The organism is Streptomyces sp. R41 (genome assembly GCF_041053055.1).
Lineage (GTDB): Bacteria > Actinomycetota > Actinomycetes > Streptomycetales > Streptomycetaceae > Streptomyces.
Genome location: NZ_CP163443.1, coordinates 4,277,864 through 4,299,478 on the forward strand (window position 1 = coordinate 4,277,864; position 21,615 = coordinate 4,299,478).

19 protein-coding genes are annotated in these 21,615 nt (G+C 67.1%); 7 read left to right on the forward strand and 12 right to left on the reverse strand.

What is annotated here, in order from left to right:
* Nucleotides 1-74: 74 nt before the first annotated feature.
* The 12 genes from AB5J53_RS19700 to AB5J53_RS19755 all read right to left on the reverse strand — a co-directional run bounded on the left by AB5J53_RS19700 (nt 75) and on the right by AB5J53_RS19755 (nt 12,960).
* Nucleotides 75-959 carry a hypothetical protein gene (locus AB5J53_RS19700; RefSeq protein WP_369252338.1) on the reverse strand — a complete coding sequence of 295 codons (885 nt, stop codon included), beginning with the start codon at nt 957-959 and terminating at the stop codon, nt 75-77.
* A gap of 146 nt (nt 960-1,105) precedes the next feature.
* Nucleotides 1,106-1,762, reverse strand: coding sequence for a hypothetical protein (locus AB5J53_RS19705; protein ID WP_369246972.1), 657 nt, complete (start codon nt 1,760-1,762; stop codon nt 1,106-1,108).
* Nucleotides 1,763-2,192: 430 nt separating this feature from the next.
* Nucleotides 2,193-2,795 carry a hypothetical protein gene (locus AB5J53_RS19710; RefSeq protein ID WP_369246973.1) on the reverse strand — a complete coding sequence of 201 codons (603 nt, stop codon included), beginning with the start codon at nt 2,793-2,795 and terminating at the stop codon, nt 2,193-2,195.
* A gap of 3 nt (nt 2,796-2,798) precedes the next feature.
* Nucleotides 2,799-3,401: a hypothetical protein gene (locus AB5J53_RS19715; RefSeq protein WP_369246974.1), complete on the reverse strand. Its 603-nt coding sequence runs from the start codon at nt 3,399-3,401 to the stop codon at nt 2,799-2,801.
* A gap of 22 nt (nt 3,402-3,423) precedes the next feature.
* The gene (locus AB5J53_RS19720) at nt 3,424-4,854 is read right to left on the reverse strand and encodes a putative T7SS-secreted protein (RefSeq protein WP_369246975.1); all 1,431 of its coding nucleotides are present in this window, start codon (nt 4,852-4,854) and stop codon (nt 3,424-3,426) included.
* Complete coding sequence (locus AB5J53_RS19725) at nt 4,854-5,177, reverse strand: hypothetical protein (protein ID WP_369246976.1); 324 nt, start codon at nt 5,175-5,177, stop codon at nt 4,854-4,856. Before AB5J53_RS19725 ends, AB5J53_RS19720 begins: the two co-directional genes overlap by 1 nt.
* A 27-nt stretch (nt 5,178-5,204) precedes the next feature.
* Nucleotides 5,205-6,248, reverse strand: coding sequence for a hypothetical protein (locus tag AB5J53_RS19730; RefSeq protein WP_369246977.1), 1,044 nt, complete (start codon nt 6,246-6,248; stop codon nt 5,205-5,207).
* Complete coding sequence (locus AB5J53_RS19735; protein ID WP_369246978.1) at nt 6,236-6,892, reverse strand: hypothetical protein; 657 nt, start codon at nt 6,890-6,892, stop codon at nt 6,236-6,238. The genes AB5J53_RS19730 and AB5J53_RS19735 overlap by 13 nt, the downstream gene beginning before the upstream one ends.
* A gap of 203 nt (nt 6,893-7,095) precedes the next feature.
* Complete coding sequence (locus tag AB5J53_RS19740; RefSeq protein WP_369252340.1) at nt 7,096-8,322, reverse strand: acyltransferase; 1,227 nt, start codon at nt 8,320-8,322, stop codon at nt 7,096-7,098.
* 47 nt (nt 8,323-8,369) lie between these two features.
* Nucleotides 8,370-10,580 (reverse strand): glycosyltransferase, encoded by a 2,211-nt coding sequence (locus AB5J53_RS19745; protein ID WP_369246979.1) that lies wholly within the window; start codon nt 10,578-10,580, stop codon nt 8,370-8,372.
* Nucleotides 10,580-11,506 carry a hypothetical protein gene (locus AB5J53_RS19750; protein WP_369246980.1) on the reverse strand — a complete coding sequence of 309 codons (927 nt, stop codon included), beginning with the start codon at nt 11,504-11,506 and terminating at the stop codon, nt 10,580-10,582. The genes AB5J53_RS19745 and AB5J53_RS19750 overlap by 1 nt, the downstream gene beginning before the upstream one ends.
* Nucleotides 11,507-11,967: 461 nt before the next feature.
* Complete coding sequence (locus AB5J53_RS19755) at nt 11,968-12,960, reverse strand: LysR family transcriptional regulator (RefSeq protein ID WP_369246981.1); 993 nt, start codon at nt 12,958-12,960, stop codon at nt 11,968-11,970.
* A gap of 83 nt (nt 12,961-13,043) precedes the next feature.
* Here AB5J53_RS19755 and AB5J53_RS19760 point away from each other — a divergent pair, with 83 nt between their 5' ends.
* From AB5J53_RS19760 to AB5J53_RS19790, 7 genes are all read left to right on the forward strand, one after another.
* Entirely contained in the window at nt 13,044-14,495 is a 1,452-nt protein-coding gene (locus AB5J53_RS19760; RefSeq protein ID WP_369246982.1) for an MFS transporter, read from the forward strand.
* A 123-nt stretch (nt 14,496-14,618) separates the two neighbouring features.
* Nucleotides 14,619-14,936 carry a hypothetical protein gene (locus AB5J53_RS19765; RefSeq protein ID WP_369246983.1) on the forward strand — a complete coding sequence of 106 codons (318 nt, stop codon included), beginning with the start codon at nt 14,619-14,621 and terminating at the stop codon, nt 14,934-14,936.
* Between the two features lie 322 nt (nt 14,937-15,258).
* A complete protein-coding gene (locus AB5J53_RS19770) occupies nt 15,259-16,551 on the forward strand; it encodes an ABC transporter substrate-binding protein (protein WP_369246984.1) in 1,293 nt (430 codons plus the stop codon).
* The gene (locus AB5J53_RS19775; protein ID WP_369246985.1) at nt 16,548-17,516 is read left to right on the forward strand and encodes a carbohydrate ABC transporter permease; all 969 of its coding nucleotides are present in this window, start codon (nt 16,548-16,550) and stop codon (nt 17,514-17,516) included. Before AB5J53_RS19770 ends, AB5J53_RS19775 begins: the two co-directional genes overlap by 4 nt.
* On the forward strand, nt 17,513-18,337 hold the full coding sequence (locus tag AB5J53_RS19780) for a carbohydrate ABC transporter permease (protein ID WP_369246986.1): 825 nt from the start codon (nt 17,513-17,515) through the stop codon (nt 18,335-18,337). Before AB5J53_RS19775 ends, AB5J53_RS19780 begins: the two co-directional genes overlap by 4 nt.
* 11 nt (nt 18,338-18,348) lie before the next feature.
* On the forward strand, nt 18,349-20,598 hold the full coding sequence (gene yicI / locus AB5J53_RS19785) for an alpha-xylosidase (protein WP_369246987.1): 2,250 nt from the start codon (nt 18,349-18,351) through the stop codon (nt 20,596-20,598).
* Nucleotides 20,599-20,600: 2 nt separating this feature from the next.
* Nucleotides 20,601-21,611: a LacI family DNA-binding transcriptional regulator gene (locus tag AB5J53_RS19790; protein ID WP_369246988.1), complete on the forward strand. Its 1,011-nt coding sequence runs from the start codon at nt 20,601-20,603 to the stop codon at nt 21,609-21,611.
* Nucleotides 21,612-21,615: the final 4 nt, after the last annotated feature.

Sequence of the window (21,615 nt, forward strand, 5' to 3'; positions counted from 1 at the left end):
TCCCGCATTTGCCGTCGCGACGGTGCCCGCCCCTTCTCGGGAGCGGGCACCTGACCGCAGAGCCCCGCAAGTGGTCAGCGGTTGACGGACTGGATCTCCTGGACGATGACGTTCTGGGTGGCCCCGAACGTCCCCTCCGGCAGACGTTGCGCCCCGGCCACCCCGGTGCCCGTCCAGTGGATCTTCCACGTGATGGTGGCCTTGAGCTTGTACGCGCCGTCGCCCGAGGAGCGCAGGTAGCGCACGCCGCAGGGAGGGGTCTCGTCCGACTTGCCCTTGGCGTAGGGCTCGCCGATGTGACCGCTGTCGAACTCGCAGACGCCGGAGGCGGGGTACGTCGTGGCGTCGTCCGTGCCGGGCTCGATCTTCAGCGCGACCGGCTCCGCGGTGGTTGTCGCCGAGACGTTGAGCAAAGGAACCGAGGCGGTCACCGACACCGGCTTGAACTTTGCCGTGTCCAGCCACGCCCACGTCGGGAGGTTCACCTTCGTGGTGCCCGCCGGCGCGAGGTCCACCTTGGTCGACGGGACGCGTATCTCGGCGTACGCGAGCTGCGCCAGCATCTCGGGAGTGATCGCCTCGGGGATGTCCGCGGGCGGGGCATCGCCCTTGTCCACCCAGAAGATGTCCTTGTCGCAGTCGGCCGCGCCCGGGTCGCCCTCGCGGCCCTGGGTGACGTACGAGTCCCACCAATAGCCCTTGCCGGCCTTGGCCTTGTTGAAGTCCTTGTACGGGTTGCCGTTCACGTATTTGTCGCGCTGCTCCGCGTCCCACTGATACCCCGTCGACTCGACCCCCCAGATCGACTCCTTGTACTTCTGCAGCTGATCCGGGGTGTACTTGGGAGCGTAGTAACACGCCGGCGGAGTCCAGTTCGTGGTGGAGCTCACCGGGCCCACCGACTCGCCCGTACCATTCTTCGCGCGGTCGAAGACCACGGCGCCAGCTGTGGCAGACAGCGTGCCGTCATCAGTGGCATTGCCGTGTGGCTGCGGTGTGGTGTTCTCATTACCTTCGCCGCCACGACCGCCGGCGTACGCGGCGTTTGGGCTAAGCGCCGAGAGACAGACAAGCGCCACGAATGTCGCAGCACGGGTTGACCGCTTCACGGCTGGCACTGGTCAGCACCTCGCTTCGAAATGACCTTCGTGGTCTGCCACACGCCGTCCGAGTTCTTGACGAGCTTCGTGTTGTACAGCACGTAACTGTCAGACGAGGTAGGCGTCTTCTCGGCCTTGCCTGTCTTCCGGTTCTTGAGGAAGGACTTACTTTCATCCGAGCAATAAATGACAGACGCACTACTATCGCTGCGAAATGTCACCTGGCGGTCGAAGTACCGGGTTGTCCCCATCCACGAACGATCGTCGTCCAAGTATCCCTGAACGAACGTCCTCGCACTGTCCAAGGCGCCTTCTGCGCTGTAGAAGCCCAAAGCTTCGGTATTCACTTTCCCTTGGAAGATCGCGTCGTCCACAGAGTTAATGCGCTGAGCGTTGTCCGCGAGTACCGCATCCTTCTTGGCGTCTCCGGTCTTCTGCCCTTCGAACACGTTCCGCGCATCCGAGGGGAACGTGATCGTTGGCCGCCCCGCGCTGCTCGTCGCGCTCGCGCTAGGCGAAGCCGGCGACTCGCTCCCCGTATCCGCCCCCGCGATCTTGTCGTTGCCCTTCGATCCGCCACCGCCCCCACCGCACGCGGTCAAAAGGAGTGCAGCCATCGCACCGACGGCGGCTGTGGTGAGCAGGCGGGGACGGCGGTTCACGGCAGACTCCTGTGCGGCGTGGGGTTCGGAAGGGCCACGACACGCTATCGGTGACGCGCGTGACGACACCAGAGCGAATTACGTCAACGACAATGACAAATCCGGCATAGGAGCACAGAAGGTGACCAAGCCTGACTCTGCAACCTTCGATCGAGTGACCCAAGCGGTCGGAATCGTGACCGCGTTGGCCCCTGCAAAGCCGTTGCAGGGCCGTCAGCCCCGGCGAGCTCCCATCTTGGCTCCCGGCCGAGCAGCTCTCCCCCGCCCCCGCACCCCACTCGGCCAAAGCCGAGCCCACCGCTTCGCCGCCATGTCCTCAATCCACCCGAACGCCACGATCGTCAAGCCAATCAACGGCCACCAGCACGGACATTCACAGCATGTACGTCGTGTCGAGGGCCGCCACCACCCGGTCGCTCCGAACTGACCGTCAAGCCCAGCGCAGCGACTTGGCGATCGCCTCGAAGAGCTCAACCATGGCGTCGGCGAAGGGGTCCAGCGACGTCGAGAAGGTGAGTAGCAGCGAGGCAGCGGTCATGGGCACCTGGACCGCGTAATCGACTGTCGTCACAGGAAGTTGATTCCCGTACGCATCGTCATCTTCCGGGATGGTGCGCGTACGCCGACGGACCGCTGGCCCCGCAAACGGCAACAGGACTTCATCGACTTCTTGCGCATGATGCTTCCCGGTAACAGTCAACCCGAGGCTCTCGCCCGGCGGAATCACAGTCACAATTAGGGAGGAAGAAAGTGGGATCGGCCCGATCGACATCGTCGAAAGATAGAGTTCGACGCCCCCGTTCTGATAACCCTCTTCAGCGCGAGCGCAGAGATCCTTGGTCAGCTGACGCTTGAGGACAACGGCATCATCCTGCCCATCGAACACCCTCTCTACCAAAGCTCGGATGGACCGCTTCCACTGATCAGGTTCTAGGGGGATCCTGAACCAGTCCTCAGGAACGATCAGACCATAGTCAGTGGGAGGCGGTGGGACTTCGTTGTCAACCACTGCTTCGACGACTGGCTCAGTCAAGCCTCAGCCCTCCTTGACCTCAACAAGCTCCAGCGATTCTGCGAGGGTTTGGGCCAATTCCAACAACGGCTCACTGAAGACGAGATTCGTCCAGGACATCCGGAGAACTAGAACGTTCGCCACCTGCGTCGGAAGCACCGCGTAAGTGACGGTCTCCAACATCGTCTTCTTCTTGAGGAGCGAGCCCGTGACGACCGACTGAATCTCCTGGACCCTCACCCCGGAACCGGCAGGCAGATCAATTTGAGTGACATCCCGGCGATCGGGCGACGTGGGAAGAACGTCACGGATCAGATCAGGGAGACGCTCGACAGAGCTGTACCCCTCTCCGTCATAGTCATGAACTTCGTAGACGGCAGTCACAGCCTTCGCCGCATCCACAACATAGGCGTAGGCGAAGGTGGGGTCACTGAGCTCGGACGATGCCGCAAGACGCGCCAGAACCGACGACAGTTCACGCACCTCGCTACGAGAAGCCGAGGTGTCCAGATACGCCTGGGCTGCCTGCTTGGACCACTGAACCAGATCCAGCCCCTCCCCCACAGGCAGCCTGACGCTGCCTTCCGGCTCAGAGATCAAGCATTGCCACACTGCATCGTTACTCACTAATGCTCCCGTTGAGTCGCCCTCAGCCTACCGTCCAAGCCTCTTTCCACTTGTTGTAGGGATTTTCCCACTCGGTTAGGCCATGAAGTTTGTCGTTCCCATCAATTGCCGTAGCCGCAGCAGTGTAGCCGAGCCACCGGTTCCCGGCCGATCGTACATAGTCGGTGAACTTCATGCCGCCCATGGTTTCGAACTTCCCCAGAATCGGGATCTCTTGAAGAGCCTTACCGGATTCAACCCACTCAGGATTGCCGAAGGGTCGAGCCCCCACCCAAGCATCCCGACCGAACAACTTCCCAATATCTTTGAAGTCCTTGAGCCCCTTGAGGGCGTCCACAGAGTCCCGGTAGATCACCTTCGGGTTCAAGACGTGCTTGAATTCTCCCAGCTTCCCAAACACCCCGGGAAGATTTCCCGCCAAACGTTGAGCCGCCTCTTCGGCCGCCTGGTTGGCAGCTTTCGTCGCCTTACCTTTCAACGTATTTGCCGCCTTGACCGACCTTCCCCCCAGAGAATTTGCCGCCAGGAAGTCGGCGCGAGCGCTACGACTGGCTGTCTGTACCCCCCTCACCCCGGCCGCAGCAGCCTTTCCAGCACTCAGCGCAGCCCGGCCCAATCCGAGCGTGAGCAGTGCAACACCGTCCAGCACAAGATCCGCGATACTCGCGTCTCCCGAGAAGACCAGGACCAAGTGGCAGGCCAGCGAAACCAACGTTGCCGCCAACGCAATCGCATCCAGAACACCCGCCAGTGCCCACCCGATGATCGGGATCCAGCCGACTAGGAGCGACGCCAAAGCGCAGATTGTAGCTACCCAGCCTGCGACGTCCGCAATGCTCTTGAGGGCGCCCTTGATATTCTCCCAGCGAGAGTCTTTCAGCTTGTCGTGGTCCATCAACTCGTCGAGCGCCCGGGCCGCTTTCTCGCCGGCGTGGTTCCGAGCGTTCTTTGCCGCATGGACCCGTTTGATGGCGTCCTGGATGCGATCAGCAGCCGCGTCCCGCTTGCGGGTCAACTCACGCTTCTTGTCCGCGTAGTCATCGGCTGATTCATCGAGGGCATCGATGGCACGGTCCAGCTTGTCCTTCTCGTCACGATCGCTCTCGGCATCATTGCGAGCCTTGTCTGCGGCCTGCTGGGATGAGGCAAGGACAGAGGCATACTTCTGATCCGGCTGCTCGGACTGCTCGCCAAGCAGATCGGCGGCCGTGTCAAAGCGATCGAGGACCTTCTTCAGTCGACCGGCAGTGCCGTCAGCAGCCTTCCGGAACTCATCCGCAGCGTCGCTCTGCCAACCCTCGACGCCACACAGCGCGCTGATGTTCCCCGACTGCTCCCTGATGGCGTCGGCTACGCGTCGAAAACGTCTGCCCAGCTTCGCCACCGCCACTGGATCTCCGGCCACCGGATCGGAGTCAAGCTCAACAGGCGACCAATCCTTGGGACGGGACATCACTCACTCCTGGCCTTCGGCTTCTTTTCCTGCTTCCGCACGGCGTTGGCCAGTTCCGTATCGATTTTCTCGTACGCCTCGGCCGCTGCCTTTGTGATTCCGGAGAGCTTCTTCAGCTCCTCTTCGAGCTTGGAACGCTTGTAGTCCCAGTTGGTGGCGAAGTCGTTCAACCTGTCGGTCAGTTCCTCATGGCCGATGACCTCTTGGCTCCAGCCGTACTTGTCCTTGTCGTCGAGCCGCTCCAACTCGCCCACAATTTTCGACAGGCCAGTGGACACACTCTTGATCACATTCAGGTCATCGACCTGAGTCTTCTCACCCACAGTTCCTCTCAGCCCATTGAGGCCGGATCAGCGGTTTACAGCCTGGATCTCCTGCACGATGACGTCCTGGGTGGCCCCGAACGTCCCCTCCGGCAGACGTTGCGCCCCGGCCACCCCGGTGCCCGTCCAGTGGATCTTCCACGTGATGGTGGCCTTGAGCTTGTACGCGCCGTCGCCCGAGGAACGCAGGTAGCGCACACCGCAGGGCGGGGTCTCCTCCGACTTGCCCTTGGCGTAGGGCTCGCCGATGTGACCGCTGTCGAACTCGCAGACGCCGGAGGCGGGGTACGTCGTCGCGTCGTCCGTGCCGGGCTCGATCTTCAGCGCGACCGGTTCGGCGGTGGTTGTCGCCTCTATGCCGAGCAGCGGAACGGACGCGGTCACCGACACCGGCTTGAACTTCGCCGTGTCCAGCCATGCCCACGTCGGAAGGTTTACCTTCGTGGTTCCCTCGGGGGCGAGGTCCACCTTGGTCGATGGGACGCGGATCTCGGCATAGGCGAGCTGCGCGAGCCGCTCGGGCGTGATCGCCTCTGGGATGTCCGCGGGCGGGTCGTCGTTCGTGTCCACCCAGAAGTACGGCTTGTCACAGTCAAGGGCGCCTGGGTCGCCTTCCCTGCCCTCAGTCACATACGAGTCCCACCAATAGCCCTTGCCGGCCTTGTCCTTGTTGAAGTCCTTGTACGGATGGCCATTGACGTACCGGTCACGCTGTGAAGCGTCCCACTCGTAGCCGGTCGAGCCAGCCCCCCAGATCGGCTCGAGGTGCTTCTTCAGTTGGTCCGGTGAATACTTGGGGGCGTAGTAGCAGGCGGGTGGAGTCCAGGTAGTCGTGGACGTCACCGGCCCGGCGGACTGGCCAGAGCCGTTCTTGGATCGGTCGAAGACGACAGCCCCCGCAGTCGCTGAGATGTTGCCCTTGTCGTCGGCGTTACCAGAAGGACCTGTGGTACCGGATCCCTGTCCGTCACCCGGTCCGTACGCCGCAGCGGTACCGGGCAACGCCGCGACGGAGAGCGCAACAATCACGCTCAGGGCCAAGGTGCGCCCTCGTCCGCTCACGCGGCGCATGTCTTGTCTCCCCGCTTCGAGATCAGGTTGGTGGCTTGCCAAACGCCCTGCTTGTTCTTCTCAAGGCGCGTGTTGTACAGCACGTACGGGCTTTCGTCCGAAGGCGTCTTGTCGACCTTGTTCGTCTTGCGGTTCTTGTTGAATCCCTTACTCTCGTCGGCGCAATAGACGACAGCCGCCGACTTCTCACCGGAGAGGGTGACCTGAGGGGCGTAGTAACGAGTTGTCCCGGTGAACGACAGGTTGGCGTCCACATATGCCTTCACCCACTCCACGGCACCGTTCAACGCCTTGTCCCGGTAGTAGAAAGACAGGCCGGGAGCACCTGTATCACCGCGCAAGATGGCGTCGTTCGTGGCGTCGATACGCCCGGCGGTGTCCGCCAGGATTGCATCCTTGGCGTCGTCGCCGGTCTTCCAGTCCTCGTACTTGTCCGTGACGTCCGACGGCAGCTCGATCTTCGGTCGCTCCGCCGAACCCGTCGCGCTCGCGCTGGGTGATGCCGACGTCTCGCCCCCCGTATCGGCCCCGGCGATCTTGTCGTTCCCCTTGGATCCACTGTCGTTCCCACCGCACGCGGTCAAAAGGAGTGCAGCCATCGCACCGACGGCGGCTGTGGTGAGCAGGCGGGGACGGCGGTTCACGGCAGACTCCTGTGCGGCGTGGGGTTCGGGAGGGCCCCGACACGCTATCGGTGGCGTGTGTGGCGACACCAGAGCGAATTACGTCAACGACGATGATAAATCCGGCGCAACGGGACAGAAGGCAGTCAAATCAGCGCCCAGAACCATCGATTGGGTGACGCGAACCACCGGGATACGTCAACGCGTTGGCCGCTGCAAAGGCGTCAGCTCCGGTGAGCGCCTGCGGGCCGAGCGGATCGCCCCCGTCCTTTCCCCTTCGCCCCGTTCGGCCACAGCCGAGGACTCCGCTTCGCCGCGATGTCTTCGATCCAGCCGAAGGCGACGATCGTGAGGCCGATCAGGGGCCAGACCAGTGCGAACATCCACAGCATGTACGTCGTGTCAAGGGCCCCCACCGCGCGGTCGCTCTGCATGAAGGGGAGGTTGTACGCCTGGTCGATGATCGGGACCGTGGCCATGATGAGCATGTTGTGCCAGAGGTAGATCGTGACCGCGCGGTTGTTGGAGAGCGTCACCAGCTTGTCCCACTTGGCCAGGCGGCCAGGGAGCTCCTGCCAGGACGGGCTGTACTGGAGCAGGATCACCACGAAACCGAACGACCATGTCGCCTGGGCGAGTGGGATGTCGTTCAAGTCCCAGCCGTCCGGGCCCAGGTGGCCCGACGCCCACCACAGGCCGAAGGCCATGAGCAGGGTCGAGGATGAAATGGCTATGTAGCGGGGGACCTTCGCCAACATCCCCTCGTGGTGGGCGAAGCCCAGGACCCAGCAGCCGCCGAAGACCGCGAAGTCCGAGACGGCGTTGCCCGTTTCGCCGGGGATGGTGACCAGGCCGGTGCCCACGACGGCGGTGAGGGCCAAGGGGGCCAGCAGCGTGGCCCACGGCACCCGGCGGAACGCCCAGAGCAGGAGCGGGGACGCCACCACGAACCACAGGTAGGCACGGAGGTACCAGAGCGGGCCCGTCGCCTGCACCGCCCAGGTGTCTTCCAGCAGGCCGGACTTGGAGCCGATGTGCCAGGGGAACGGCGGCGCGCCGATCGGGATGATGTAGTTGACCAGCTCGACCACGCCCCATGTGCCGCCGTGGTCTGGGTCCTTCACCGGGTTCCAGCCGCCCGCGAACAGCAACGCCAGGGCCACCGCGCTGAATGCCCACAGGGGCGGGAGCAGGCGGCGGACACGGCCACGTATCACGCCCCACGCCGGGCGGCTCAGGGAGCGCGCCATCAGTGAGCCCGCCAGCGCGAACATCACGCCCATGGAGGGGAAGAGGACCGTCAGCCATGCCCAGCCGAAGAGGTGGTAGACCACCACACGGACCAGGGCTATCGAGCGGAGCAGGTCCAGGTAGCGGTCTCGGCCCGGGCGGCGAGGCGCCGACGAGGGCTGGGAAACCGAAGGCTGCTGTGGGGCCGAGGTCCTCGGCATCCCCAGCGGCGGCGTGGGTGTCGTCCCCGCCGTGTACTCGTGTGTCGTCATCCCACCGGCCTCCGATCGTTCCCGCTGCGTGCCGCCCGCTGCCGCGGGATCGATCCCGGTGCCTCCACCACACCCGTGCGGCGCAGCTTCTGCCAGCGCAGCCGGCCTCCGGTGAGGGCGGTGATCCATGACTGGAGAAGGACCACGTACATCAACTGCCTGTAGAGGATCTGCTGGAGGGGAAGGGATATCAGGTGTGTCATGCGTTCTCGGTCCAGACGGAAGGCGTACGCCGCGCACGCTGCCTGGATCGCCAGGACGCCCAGCCAGGCCACGATCGTCTTCTGCGTCGGGCCGAAGACGATCCCGTACAGGAGGAATACGTCGATCAGGGGCGCCAGCAGGGGCGCCAGGACCATGAACAGGGACACCAACGGGAGGCCCACGCGGCCGAAGCGGCCCGACGGGCCCCGTTCGATCAGTGCCCGCCGGTGCTTCCAGATCGCCTGCATCGTGCCGTACGACCAGCGGTAGCGCTGGGACCAGAGCTGCTGGACGGACTCCGGGGCCTCGGTCCAGGCCCGCGCCTTCTCCGCGTACACCACGCGCCAGCCGTCGCGGTGCAGGGCCATCGTGATGTCGGTGTCCTCGGCGAGCGTGTCGTCGCTCATGCCGCCGACGCGTTCCAGGGCCGAGCGGCGGAAGGCTCCCACCGCGCCCGGGATCGTCGGCATGCAGCGCAGGATGTCGTACATCCGGCGGTCGAGGTTGAAGCCCATCACGTACTCGATGTGCTGCCAGGCGCCGATGAGGGAGTCGCGGTTGCCGACCTTCGCGTTGCCGGCGACCGCGCCGACCGACGGATCGGCGAAGGGCTGGACGAGTTCGCGGACGGTCGCCGGTTCGAAGACGGTGTCGCCGTCCATCATCACGACGATGTCGTAACGGGCGTTCGCCAGACCCCTGTTGAGCGCCGCGGGCTTGCCCGCGTTGTGCTGGCGTACGACGCGTACGTTCGGCAGGCGCAGGCCCTCGACGATGCGGGCCGTGCCGTCGTTCGAACCGTCGTCGACGACGATGACTTCGATGGGGTGTTCGCTCGCCATCAACGAACGGACGGTGTTCTCGATGCACTTCGCTTCGTTGTACGCGGGGACCAGCACCGACACCGGTTCGGTGATCGGGGTCGGGCCCCAGCGGAAGTCCCGGCGTCGCACCCGGCGGGCGTGCGTGGCGGAGAGCAGGAGCATCAGGCCGAAGCGGGTGAAGACCAGGACGCCGATGATGGCGATGCCGACGACGAGGGCGTCGGTGATCTTCTCGGAGGCCTGGACCAGGTAGATCCAGGCCTTGCCCTTCCACAGGTCGAGGCCGGCGACCTCGGTGTGCGCGCTGGAGGCGCTGAGCGCCTCGGTGAGGTTCTGGAACTCGTAGCCCCGGTGCTGCATAAGGGGCAGGAACCTGTCGAGCGCCTGCACCGTCTGGTGGCGGTCGCCGCCGGAGTCGTGCATCAGGACGATCGCGCCCTTGCCGCCGTGCGGGGTGGCCCGGCGGATGATCTCGTCGACGCCGGGCTTCTGCCAGTCCTCGCTGTCGGTGTTGTTGACGACGGTGATGTAGCCGCGCGTACCGATGTACTGCGTCACCGGCCAGGACTTGTCGTCCATGGCGTCGGCGAACGAGGAGTACGGGGGGCGGAAGAGGGACGTGCGGATGCCGGCCGCGCCGGCCAGGGCCAGCTGGTTCTGGGACAGCTCCCAGTCGATGCGCTTCTTGGACTGGTAGGACAGGTCCGGGTGGTTGAAGGTGTGCAGGCCCACCTCGTGGCCCTCTTCCACCATGCGCTGGACCAGTTCCGGATAGCGCGAGGCCATGGTGCCGGTGACGAAGAAGACGGCGTGCGCGTGGTGCGCCTTGAGGACGTCGAGGACCTTGGGGGTCCACTTGGGGTCCGGGCCGTCGTCGAAAGTGAGGACGAGGCGGTGGTCCGGCACGTTCAGGCTGGTCGTACGGCCGCTGCGGGTGTCGATGACCGGCCCGCCCTTGAGAATCTTCTCCGGCACAGTGTCGGTGGACGCCTCGGGCTGGACGCGGTGGTCGGCGAGGATCTCGCTGTGCACGTAACCGCGCAGCATCAGCATCGCCATCAGGGCGAGGAGGACGAGCGAGGGCAGCAGAAAGCGCATGGGCAGGCGTCGGCGCCGGGGGTTGGGCTCCCGCCGCCGCGTACTGGGTGCGGGACCGTGACGGCTGGTGCGGGATGCCATCAGAGGATGTTCTCCGGGTACGAGGAGCTGGTGGTGCTCGGCTCTGGCTCTATGGGGCTCTGCTCGGCGGGCATGGCAGCGCTGTCCGCGACGGTTCCGGAACCGGCCCCGGTGACCGCGCTCTCCGTGGGATCGGCCGTGGCCGTGCCGGTGTCCGTGGGTGTGGGGGTCGGAGGGTCGACCACCGGGTCGGTCGGCTCGGGGTCCGGGCCCTTGGTGGTGCTGGAGCCCGGGTTCGGCTTGGTCGTGGCGGACTTCGTGGGCTCGGGGTCGCTGGACGTGCCCGGGTTGGCCGCGCTGCCCGAGGCATCCGGCGTCGGGCTCGCGCCCGGCGACGGCGTCGTACCGTCACTGGCCGTCGCGCTCGCGCCCGGCGAGGCACTGCCCGTACCCGACGGACTCACCGACTCCTCGGGCAGCGGTGAGGTGTCGACCTGGCCGGCCGGCTGGTCGTCCTGCTGGCCCGGCACCGGGAGCCAGGGCGCGTTGGAGTTGCCCGACAGGAGCGTGGAGACGATGACCACGGCGTAGATCGCGCAGGCGATGCCGACGAGGATGCCGAGGCGGCGGAATCTGCGGCTGCGGCGGCCCGACTCGTCGACGAAGACCGGCCCGTCCGAGCCTTCCTGGGCACCCGGGGCGTCCTTGGCCTGCTGGACCAGCCAGTCCTCCAACTGGCGTCCGGCACCGTCGAGCTGGACCGTCACCTCGTGTGGATCGTGGGTGTGGCCGGGGTCATCGGGGTCTTCCCAAGAGGGGGGTTCGCCGAGGTGGCCACCGCGCCCGGGCGCCGGGTCCGAGGCCACGGCCGTCCCGAAGAAGGGGTCGGCCGCGACGTCGAGGCCGGCGCCGGACGCGCGGTCCGCACCGGCACCGAGGCCCGCTCCTGCGCCAAGGCCGCCGCCCGGAACCGGGTCCGGCAGCACCTCGGTCTCCGGCTCCGGATCACGCTCGGGGCTCTGCCCGGCCCGCGGCCAGGACGCCGTTCTACCGCCGGCCTCCGGCCAGACAACAGAGTCGTCGGTTCCGCGCCGAACTGCTGATTCATCGGCTCCGCGCCGAACGCCTGAATCGTCGGCTCCGCGCCGGAAGACCGAGTCATCGGCTCCTCGCCGATCGCCCGATGCGTCGGCTCCTCGCCAAGGTGACGGATCGGCTCCGCGCCCCTCCGGCTGATCGACATCTCGTCGAGCCGGTTGGGCGTCTTTCCGCCAGTTTTCCACGCGCACGCACATCCCCCCACGGGACAGTTCTCGGGTGCGCGACGACTCCGGGCACTACTCATTTGTCGTCCGGACCGGGCCCCCACCCGATCCGAGCGCCCCCCTTATCACACTGCGCCCGGACGATGAATGTAGCGCACGTGGAGGACACGTGCTCTCACGTCTCAGCTGTGACTCGTCATGATGAGTGCGTCGGTGGCCGGAATCCATCCCCCTTCGGGGCGCCGAAGCCACCCCTCCTCGCCGGCGAGTTCGACGGCCGCTCGTCGAAGGGCGTCGAATCCGGGGTGCACCAGCCCCTTCCGCCACACCAGTGACACAGGTGAGAGGGGAACGGGGTCGACGAGAGGTCTCAGCACCGTTTCGGGCATGGCCGGAAAATCCACCACGGCGAGGACGGGGTTCCGTTTCTTGGCCATGATCCGCTGGAACTCCTCGGCGCCGACGGCTACCGGCGCGGGCGGCGCGAGTGCGATGCCGCGTCCCTCGAACAGGTGACGCGCCAGGTCGGTCCACTCCAGCGTCCGGGGGTTTCCCGCACCCGCGTACACCGTCTCCCCCGCGAGCGCATCCAACGGCACCGCGTCCAGGGCGGCGAGGTGATGCTCCTCGGGCAGCACGATGGCCATCGGCTCGTACCGTACGGGCTGCTGCTCCAGCCGGGCCCGCACCACCGGGTCGAGCCCGCCGAACCGCCCGAACGACGCGTCCAGCCGACCGGCGAGCAGCTCCCCGGCCGCGCCCGTCAGCCCGCTCTCGAAGCGGGCCATCAGCTCGCTGCCGGGGGCGAGTTCGCGGGCCCGGTCGAGGACACGACTGGAGATGAGCCCCGGAGAGTTGACGTCGACGAGCAGGGGCCGCTGTTCCTGCGGGCCGCGCGCGAACGCCGCGAGCAGCGCGTCCTGCGCCTCCAACACCCGCCGCGCGTAGGGCAGCAGCCGCTCGCCGTCCGCCGTCAGCGTCACCTGCCGGGTGGTCCGCACGAACAGCTCCGCCCCGAGCTCGCGCTCCAGCCGCCGGATGTCACGGCTCAGCGCCTGCTGGGCGACGTACAGCCGGGCGGCGGCACGCGTGAAGTGCAGTTCCTCGGCGACGGCGAGGAAGGCGCGCAGGAGGCGGGGGTCGAGGTCAGCGGTGAGGGGCCGCGGCGCAGGCATCACGCGAACTTACAACGCAGGTGCGTCAATCGCTACGCAGTAAGTGTTGGACCACTCACGCCGCCCCGGGCGACGGTTGATCCATGCCGCAGCAGACCTCCGAGCCGCAGTCCACACCCACACCCACACCCACACCGCGCCACACCACCGAGCCCCAGCCCAGACCCACACCGCGCCACACCACCAAGCCACACCCCAGACCCACACCGCGCCACACCACCGAGCAGGCACCCACGCCCTTCTACACCGTCACCGCAGACACCCTCGTAGCCGTCGACTTCCGCCCGCGCCGACGGACGGCCCTTCCCCGCAGCACGCCCCCATCCCCGTACCGCCGTCTCTTCGCCACCCCCGGCGCCCGCGCCTTCACCCTCGGGAATCTGATCGCGCGGCTCCCCATGGGCATGTTCAGCGTGAGCGCGGTCATCATGATCGCGGGTTCGCGGGGCTCGTACGCGCTCGCCGGTGCCGTCACGGCGACCGGGCTGGCGGCGACGGCGGTGGTCGCCCCCTGGACCGCGCGCCTGGTCGACCGACACGGTCAGGCCCGTATCGCCGTGCCCGCCACGGCGTTCGCCCTGCTGGGCGAGCTCGCGCTGGTGCTGTGCGTGCACTACGGGGCGCCCGACTGGACCTTCTTCGGCGCGTACGCCGCCACGGCCACGACGCCCAACACGGGTGGCATGTCACGCGCCCGCTGGGCGCACCTCTTCAAGGGCGACCCGGCCGCGCTGCACACCGCGAACTCCTTCGAACAGGCCGCGGACGAGCTGTGCTTCATGCTGGGCCCGGTGTTCGCGGCCTTCCTGTGCGGGACGTTCTTCCCGGAGGCGGGCACGCTGGTCGGGGCCGCCCTGATGATGACCGGCGTACTGATCTTCGCCGCCCAGCGATCGACACAGCCGCCGCCCCAGCGGCGTACGAAAGCCACCAAATCCCCCGTCCGGGCCGCCGGAATGCCCGCCCTCCTCGTGGGATTCCTCGCCACCGGCGCGGTCTTCGGCTCGATGGAGGTCGTCACGATCGCGTTCGCGGACGCGCAGGGCCACAAGTCGGCCGCGGGCGTGATCCTCGCGCTGCAGGCGGCGGGCTCGTGCGTGGCCGGGCTCCTGTACGGCGCCCTGAAGCCGGGCGGTCCGGCCGAACGGCGCTACCCCCTGTGCGTCGCCGCGATGACGGCGATGATGACCCTGCCCCTGCTCGCGGCCTCCCTGACGGGCTCCCTGCTTGCCCTCGCGGGCGCGCTGCTCATCGCCGGAACGGCCACGGCCCCGACCATGGTCACCGGCATGACACTGGTCCAGCACCGCACCCCCGAAGGCCGCTTGAACGAGGGGATGACCCTCGCGGTGACCGGCCTCCTCGGCGGGATCGCCTGCGGTTCGGCGGCCGGCGGGTGGGTGGTGGAGCACGTGTCGACGGCGGCGGGGTACGGGGTTCCGGTCACGGCGGCGGCGCTCGCGCTCGCGATCGCCACGGTGAGCGCCGCACGTCATGCGGTACGTCACCCCGGGGGCCGCCCGGTACGGCGCTGAGCGCAGACGCCAGTTCGCTGAGCACGGACGCCACAGCTGAGCAAGGAACTCACTTCGCTGAGCGCGGACGCCACTTCGCGGACTGCTAGGTCAATTCACAGGTACGTACAGGAACATGCCCGCGTGAAGGACATCAGCCTCCCCCGCCTTCCCCTCCGCTGGGCGTTGCCCCTGGGGTTCGAGGGACTCCTCGGCGTCGTCACCGCGTTCCTCCTCTGGAGGTTGAGCGGACATGTCTACTGCGACCGGGCCACCATGGACAGCCGGTTCTGGGCCGCCTGGGTGGTCCTGTTCTCCGTCCCGGCGACCTGGCTTCTGGCGGCGCGGGCGACCCGCGGGGCACGCGTCCTGACCTGGACCCTGATCGTGATCCGCCTCCTTCTCGCCGCCTTCGTCCTCTCGCTCCAGCCAGGCACCACCGACTGGTACATGGAGTGCTGACGCCGGGGGGTTCTTCGCCCCCTCCGCCCCTACCCGTCCCGTACCTGGGGGCTGCGCCCCCAGACCCCCCTGGGTTGTTCTTTTGGTGCGGATCGGTGGGGGCTTGTCGCGCAGTTCCCCGCGCCCCTTACGGGGCGGCAGCCATGGAACCGTGCCGTCCGACCCGTCGAACCCCCGCCCCAATTCCCGCGCACCCCATTGACTCGTCCACAGCCCCCACATACCTTCCCCCGTCGAAGCGCTTCGACGTCACGCATCGAAACGATTCGATGAACCCTGCGTGACGGACCTGAAACCCATCCAACTCCCCTGGAGGTAATGGATGTTGACGACACGAAGGCGTGCGGTGGCGACGGCGGTGGCCCTGGTGGGGACGCTGCTGCTGGCCTCCTGCGGCGGCTCGGACAGCGGCGGATCCGACGGCAAGACGTTGAAGCTGTGGCACTACGAGGGACCCGACAGCGCGATGGGCGTGGCCTGGAAGGAGGCCATCAAGGAGTTCGAGGCGAAGCATCCGGGCGTGAAAGTGAAGTTCGAGGAGAAGGGCTTCGAACAGATCCAGAAGACCGCCCCGATGGTCCTCAACTCGAGCGACGCGCCCGACATCATGGAGTACAACAAGGGCAACGCGACCGCGGGCGCACTCTCCAAGCAGGGGCTGCTCACCGATCTGACCGCCGAGGCCACCAAGCGCGGCTGGGACAAGGAGATCACCGGCGGCGTACGGACGATCAGCCAGTATGACGCCAACGGGGTCATGGGCTCCGGCAAGTGGTACGGCGTGCCCAACTATGCCGAGTACACGATGGTGTTCTACAACAAGGACCTCTTCAAGAAGTACGGCATCGCCGAGCCCACCACCCTCGACGAACTCACCGCCGCCATGGACAAGTTCGTGGCGAAGGGCATCACCCCGCTCGCCAACGGCGGCGCCGAGTACCCCGCCCAGCAATACCTCTACCAGCTGGCGCTGTCGAAGGCCGACCGGTCGTGGGTCGACTCGTACGAGCTCTACAAGGGCAAGACCGACTTCCACGACGCTGCCTGGACGTACGCCGCCCAGACCTTCACCGACTGGGTGAAGAAGGGCTACATCAGCAAGAAGTCCACCGGCAGCAAGGCCGAGGACGCGGGTGTCTCCTTCATCCAGGGCAAGAGCCCGATCCTGTTCAGCGGCAGCTGGTGGTACGGCCGCTTCCAGACGGAGGCGAAGTTCGACTGGGGCACCTTCCTGTGGCCCGGCTCGAACCTGACCCTCGGCTCCGGCGGCAACCTCTGGGTGGTCCCCAAGAACGCCAAGAACAAGGATCTCGCCTACGACTTCATCGACATCACCATGTCGAAGAAGATCCAGAACCTGCTCGGCAACAAGGGCGGTGTCCCGGTCGCCGCCGACGCGAACGCCATCACCGACCCGAAGTCCAAGACTCTCATCGAGAACTTCAACACCCTCTCCAGCAAGGACGGCCTGGCCTTCTACCCAGACTGGCCGGTCGCCGGCTTCTACGACGTCCTCGTCTCCGAGACACAGAAGCTGATGACGGGCAGTGAGAAACCGGACGACTACCTCTCCGCCCTGCAGAAGGCGTACGACAAGGGCGCGCCGAAGCAATGACGGTCACCGTCGAACGGGGCGCACGGGCCGTCGGCAAGCACCAGCACGCCGGCCCGCGCCGCCCCCACGCGCGCGATTCGTACACCCTCTTCCTGCTCCCCGGCATCCTCGCCTTCCTCGCGATCATCATCGTCCCGTTCCTGATGAACACGGGCGTGAGCTTCACCGACTGGCAGGGCGTCGGCTCCCCGAAGTGGTCGGGGCTCGCCAACTACCGCGAGCTGATGGACGACTCCGAGTTCTGGGCGTCCTTCCGGCACAGCCTGTTCATGGTCCTCGCCATGGCCGCCGTACCGACGGTCATCGGACTCGTCCTCGCCGCCGCCCTCTTCGACTTCGTCGGCAAGCACTTCGGCAGCAGGATCGCCGCCGTACTCCGCGCCTGCTTCTACCTCCCCCAGGTCCTGCCCATCGCCGTCGCCGGCATCGTGTGGAGCTGGATCCTCGCGCCGGACAACGGCTCCCTGAACGAGCTGCTGAAGGCGGTCGGCCTCGGCTCCTGGCAGCAGGACTGGCTCGGCGACCCGGACATCGCGCTCTACAGCGTCATGGGCGTGATGGTCTGGGTGCAGATCGGCTTCCCGCTGGTCGTCTTCATGGCGGGGCTGCAGCGTGTCGACCCGCAGCTGTACGAGGCCGCCGAGCTGGACGGCGCGGGCTGGTGGCGCCGCTTCTGGCACATCACGCTGCCGCAGATCAGGCCCGAGGTCTACGTCGTGCTGCTGTGGTGCACGATCGCCGCGCTGAAGGTGTTCGGGGCGGTGTACGTGCTGACCAAGGGCGGCCCGGGCGGCGCCACGGACGTGCCCTCCTACTTCTCCTTCACCACCTTCTTCGAGAAGACCCAGGTCGGCTACGGCGCCGCGATCTCCACCGTGCTGACCGTGATCATCCTCGTCCTGGCTCTGATCGGCCTCAAGCTCCAGACCCGCGCCGAGGACGCCGAGGAAGGGATCCGCGCATGACCGCCGCCATCCGTCGCTACCCGGTGCTCGTCGCCCTGTGCATAGCGGCCCTGTTCATGGTGTTGCCGTTCGTGATCGTGGCCGTCAACGCGGTCAAGTCGCCGGCCGAGTACTCGGCGAACGGCCCGCTGAGCCTGCCCGACGGCCTCTATCTGGACGGACTGAAGGACTTCTGGCAGCGCGTCGACTACGGCCAGAAGCTGTTCAACTCCGTGCTGATCAGCGGCGCGGTGGCCGTGCTCGCGGCGGTCCTGTCGGTCCTCAACGCGTACGCCATCGGCATCGGCCGGATCAAGGGCCGCACCTGGGTCCTCGCCTTCTTCGTGCTGGCGAACATGCTGCCGCAGGAGGCGCTGGTCTATCCGATCTACTACCTGAGCAAGCAGGCGGGCCTGTACGACACCCGGCTCAGCGTGATCATCGTGTTCACGGTCGTCCAGGCGGCCTTCGGCACCTATCTGCTCTCCTCCGTCCTCGGGCAGTTCCCACGCGAGATCATCGAGGCCGCCCGGATCGACGGGGCGAACAAATGGCAGGTGCTGTGGCGGATCGTGGTGCCGGTCAGCCGCCCCACCATCGGCGTGCTGCTCGTCTTCTTCTTCATCTGGACCTGGAACGAATTCCTGCTGCCCCTGGTCATGCTGATCTCCAACGACAACCAGACGGTTTCGGTGGCGCTCGGTGTCCTCCAGGGCCAGCGTCTGATGGACGCCACGATGACGAACGCGGCCGCCCTGCTGGGCGTCCTCCCCGCCATCGTCTTCTTCCTCGTCTTCCAGCGGACCCTCACCCGCGGCATCGCCGTCGGCGCAGTGAAGTAAGGGGTACGAAAGTGAAGTTCACGGACGGCTACTGGCTGCTGCGCGAGGGTGTCACCGCGGCCCACCCGGTCGAGGTCCTCGACGTGACCTCCGGGCCCGGCGGCCTGGAGATCCACGCGCCGACGCAGCCCATCCGCCACCGCGGCGACCTGCTGAAGGGACCGGTCGTGACGATCAGCGCGCACGCGCCGATGCCGGACGTCATCGGTGTCACGTTCACGCACTTCCAGGGCGAGGAGCCTCGCGGCCCCCGATTCGACCTCTACAAAAGCGAGTTCACCGCGCACGCCGAGCACGACGACGAGCACGCGACCCTCACCGCGGGCGCGCTGTCCGTCCAGGTCGCCCGCACCAGCCCCTGGCACATCGACTTCGTCGCCCATGGCCGCACCCTCACCACCAGCGGCCCCAAGGGCATGGGCATCATGCGGGACGCCACCGGCGCCCACTATCTGCGCGAGCAGCTGAACCTCGGCGTCGGTACGCAGGTCTTCGGTCTCGGCGAGCGCTTCGGGCCGCTCGTCAAGAACGGCCAGGTCGTGGACATGTGGAACGCCGACGGCGGCACGGCGACGGAACAGGCGTACAAGAACGTGCCCTTCTATCTGACGGACGCGGGCTACGGCGTCTTCGTCGACCACCCGGGCCGGGTCTCCTTCGAGGTCGGCTCGGAGGCGGTCTCCCGGGTCCAGTTCAGCGCCGAGACACAGCAGTTGACGTACTACGTCATCTACGGGCCGACCCCGAAGGACATCCTGCGCAAGTACACGGCGCTCACCGGGCGTCCGGCCCTGCCGCCGGCCTGGTCGTTCGGGCTGTGGCTGTCGACGTCCTTCACCACCTCCTACGACGAGGCCACCGTCACGTCCTTCATCGACGGGATGCGGGAGCGCGAACTGCCGCTCTCCGTCTTCCACTTCGACTGTTTCTGGATGCGCGAGTTCAACTGGTGCGACTTCCAGTGGGATCCACGGGTCTTCCCCGATCCGGAGGGGATGCTGGCGCGGCTCAAGGACAAGGGGCTGCGGATCTGCGTATGGATCAATCCGTACATCGCGCAGCGGTCACCGCTGTTCGCGGAGGGGCGGGCCCTGGGCCACCTGCTCAAGCGCCCTGACGGCAGCGTCTGGCAGTGGGATCTGTGGCAGCCGGGCATGGCGCTGGTCGACTTCACCAGCCCGGCCGCCCGTGACTGGTACGCGGCCAAACTGGAAGCACTGCTCTCCCAGGGCGTCGACTGCTTCAAGACCGACTTCGGCGAACGGGTCCCCGTCGATGTCGCCTACGCGGACGGCGCCGACCCCGAGCGGATGCACAACTACTACACCTACCTCTACAACCAGACCGTCTTCGATGTGCTCCGCAAGCACCGCGGCGAGCACGAGGCCGTCGTCTTCGCCCGCTCCGCGACCACCGGGAGCCAGCAGTTCCCGGTGCACTGGGGCGGCGACTGCGAGGCGACGTACGAGTCGATGGCCGAGTCGCTGCGCGGCGGGCTGAGCCTCGGGATGTCGGGGTTCGGGTTCTGGAGCCATGACATCGGCGGGTTCGAGGGGACTCCGACGCCCGCGCTGTTCAAGCGGTGGATCGCCTTCGGACTGCTGTCCTCGCACAGCAGGCTGCACGGATCGTCCTCGTACCGCGTGCCCTGGCTGTTCGACGAGGAGGCCGTGGACGTCCTGCGGCTGTTCACGCGGCTGAAGCTCGGCCTCATGCCCTATCTGTACGAGGCGGCCCGCACCGCCCACGCGGAGGGCGTGCCCATGATGCGGGCGATGGTCCTCGAATTCCCGGACGATCCGGGGTGCGCGCATCTGGAGCGGCAGTACATGCTCGGCCCCGACCTGCTGGTCGCGCCCGTCTTCAGCGACGACGGGGACGTCTCGTACTACGTGCCCGAGGGGACCTGGACCCATTTCCTGAGCGGGCGGACGGTGGCCGGGCCGCGCTGGGTGCGCGAGCGGCACGGGTTCCTGAGCGTGCCGCTGCTGGTGCGGCCGGGGGCGGTGATCCCGGTGGGTGCGGTGGACGACCGGCCCGACTACGACCACGCCGACGGAGTCACCCTGCGCGCGTACGGCCTGGAGCGGGGCGCGCAGGTGACGGTGCCGGTCGGCGCCGTGACCTTCACCGTCGTACGTGAAGGGGACACGCTGCGGGCTTCGTCCAGTGACCCCTCGGCGCCCTGGGGGCTGGCCGCGGGTGAGCGCGAGACACGGGCGAAGGCCGGGACGGGCTTCCTGTCGTTGGAGCTGAACTGAGCATGGTCAAGATCACCGATGTGGCGCGGCACGCCGGGGTGTCCCCGAGCACCGTCTCGTACGCCCTCAGCGGCAAGCGCCCGATCTCCGAGGAGACCCGGCAGCGCATCGAGGCGAGCATCCGCGAGCTGGGCTACCGCCCGCACGCGGGTGCGCGGGCACTGGCCAGCAGCCGGTCGAACGTGCTGGCGCTGGTGGTGCCGCTGCGAGCGGGCATCCATGTGCCGGTCGTGATGCAGTTCGCGGTGTCGGTGGTGACGGCGGCGCGCCGGCACGACCACGACGTCCTGCTGCTCACCCAGGAGGAGGGCGAGGACGGGCTGCGGCGGGTCGCGGACACCGCGCTGGTGGACGCGCTGATCGTGATGGACGTACAGCTCCACGATGCCCGGCTGCCGTTGCTGCGCGCGCTGGACCGGCCGTCCGTGCTCATCGGGTTCCCCGCGACTCCGGACGGGCTGACCTGCATCGACCTGGACTTCAAGGCGGCGGGCGAGCTGTGCGTCGAGCGGCTTGCGGGGCTCGGGCACCGGGTCGTGGCGCTGGTCGGGTCGCCGCCCGAGGTGTATGTGCGGGGGACTGCTTTCGCCCAGCGTGTGGTGGAGGGGTTCACGGCCGCCGCCGACCGCAACGGCCTCGCGTCCTCCGTCCACCCCTGCGAGGCCTCGCCCGCCGCCGCACGCCAGGTCGCCGAGCAACTGCTGCGCGAACAACCTGCGTTGACCGGTGTCGTCGTGCACAACGAACCGATCCTCGAGCCGCTGATCGACGCCTTCGAGCAGCTCGGACTGAGGATCCCCGGCGATCTGTCCGTCACCGCCATCTGCCCGGACGAACTCGCCGAGGGCGTCCGCGTCCCCGTCACCTCCATCGCCATCCCGTCCACCGAGGTGGGCGCACGGGCGGTGGAGCTGCTGATGAAGAAGCTGGGCGGCGCGGACGTGCCCGAGGCGACGCTGCTCGCTCCCCGGCTGACGGAGCGGGCGAGCACGGCCCGCCGCGCGGCCCCCTGATTTG

Bases quoted from the DNA above. Each gene is read 5' to 3' on its own strand.
- AB5J53_RS19755 (WP_369246981.1), bottom strand. From the start codon at position 12,960: ATGCCTGCGCCGCGGCCCCTCACCGCTGACCTCGACCCCCGCCTCCTG.
- AB5J53_RS19780 (WP_369246986.1), top strand. From the start codon at position 17,513: ATGACCGCCGCCATCCGTCGCTACCCGGTGCTCGTCGCCCTGTGCATA.
- AB5J53_RS19775 (WP_369246985.1), top strand. From the start codon at position 16,548: ATGACGGTCACCGTCGAACGGGGCGCACGGGCCGTCGGCAAGCACCAG.
- AB5J53_RS19740 (WP_369252340.1), bottom strand. From the start codon at position 8,322: ATGCCGAGGACCTCGGCCCCACAGCAGCCTTCGGTTTCCCAGCCCTCG.
- AB5J53_RS19730 (WP_369246977.1), bottom strand. From the start codon at position 6,248: ATGCGCCGCGTGAGCGGACGAGGGCGCACCTTGGCCCTGAGCGTGATT.
- AB5J53_RS19745 (WP_369246979.1), bottom strand. From the start codon at position 10,580: ATGGCATCCCGCACCAGCCGTCACGGTCCCGCACCCAGTACGCGGCGG.
- AB5J53_RS19790 (WP_369246988.1), top strand. From the start codon at position 20,601: ATGGTCAAGATCACCGATGTGGCGCGGCACGCCGGGGTGTCCCCGAGC.
- AB5J53_RS19770 (WP_369246984.1), top strand. From the start codon at position 15,259: ATGTTGACGACACGAAGGCGTGCGGTGGCGACGGCGGTGGCCCTGGTG.
- AB5J53_RS19760 (WP_369246982.1), top strand. From the start codon at position 13,044: ATGCCGCAGCAGACCTCCGAGCCGCAGTCCACACCCACACCCACACCC.
- AB5J53_RS19720 (WP_369246975.1), bottom strand. From the start codon at position 4,854: ATGTCCCGTCCCAAGGATTGGTCGCCTGTTGAGCTTGACTCCGATCCG.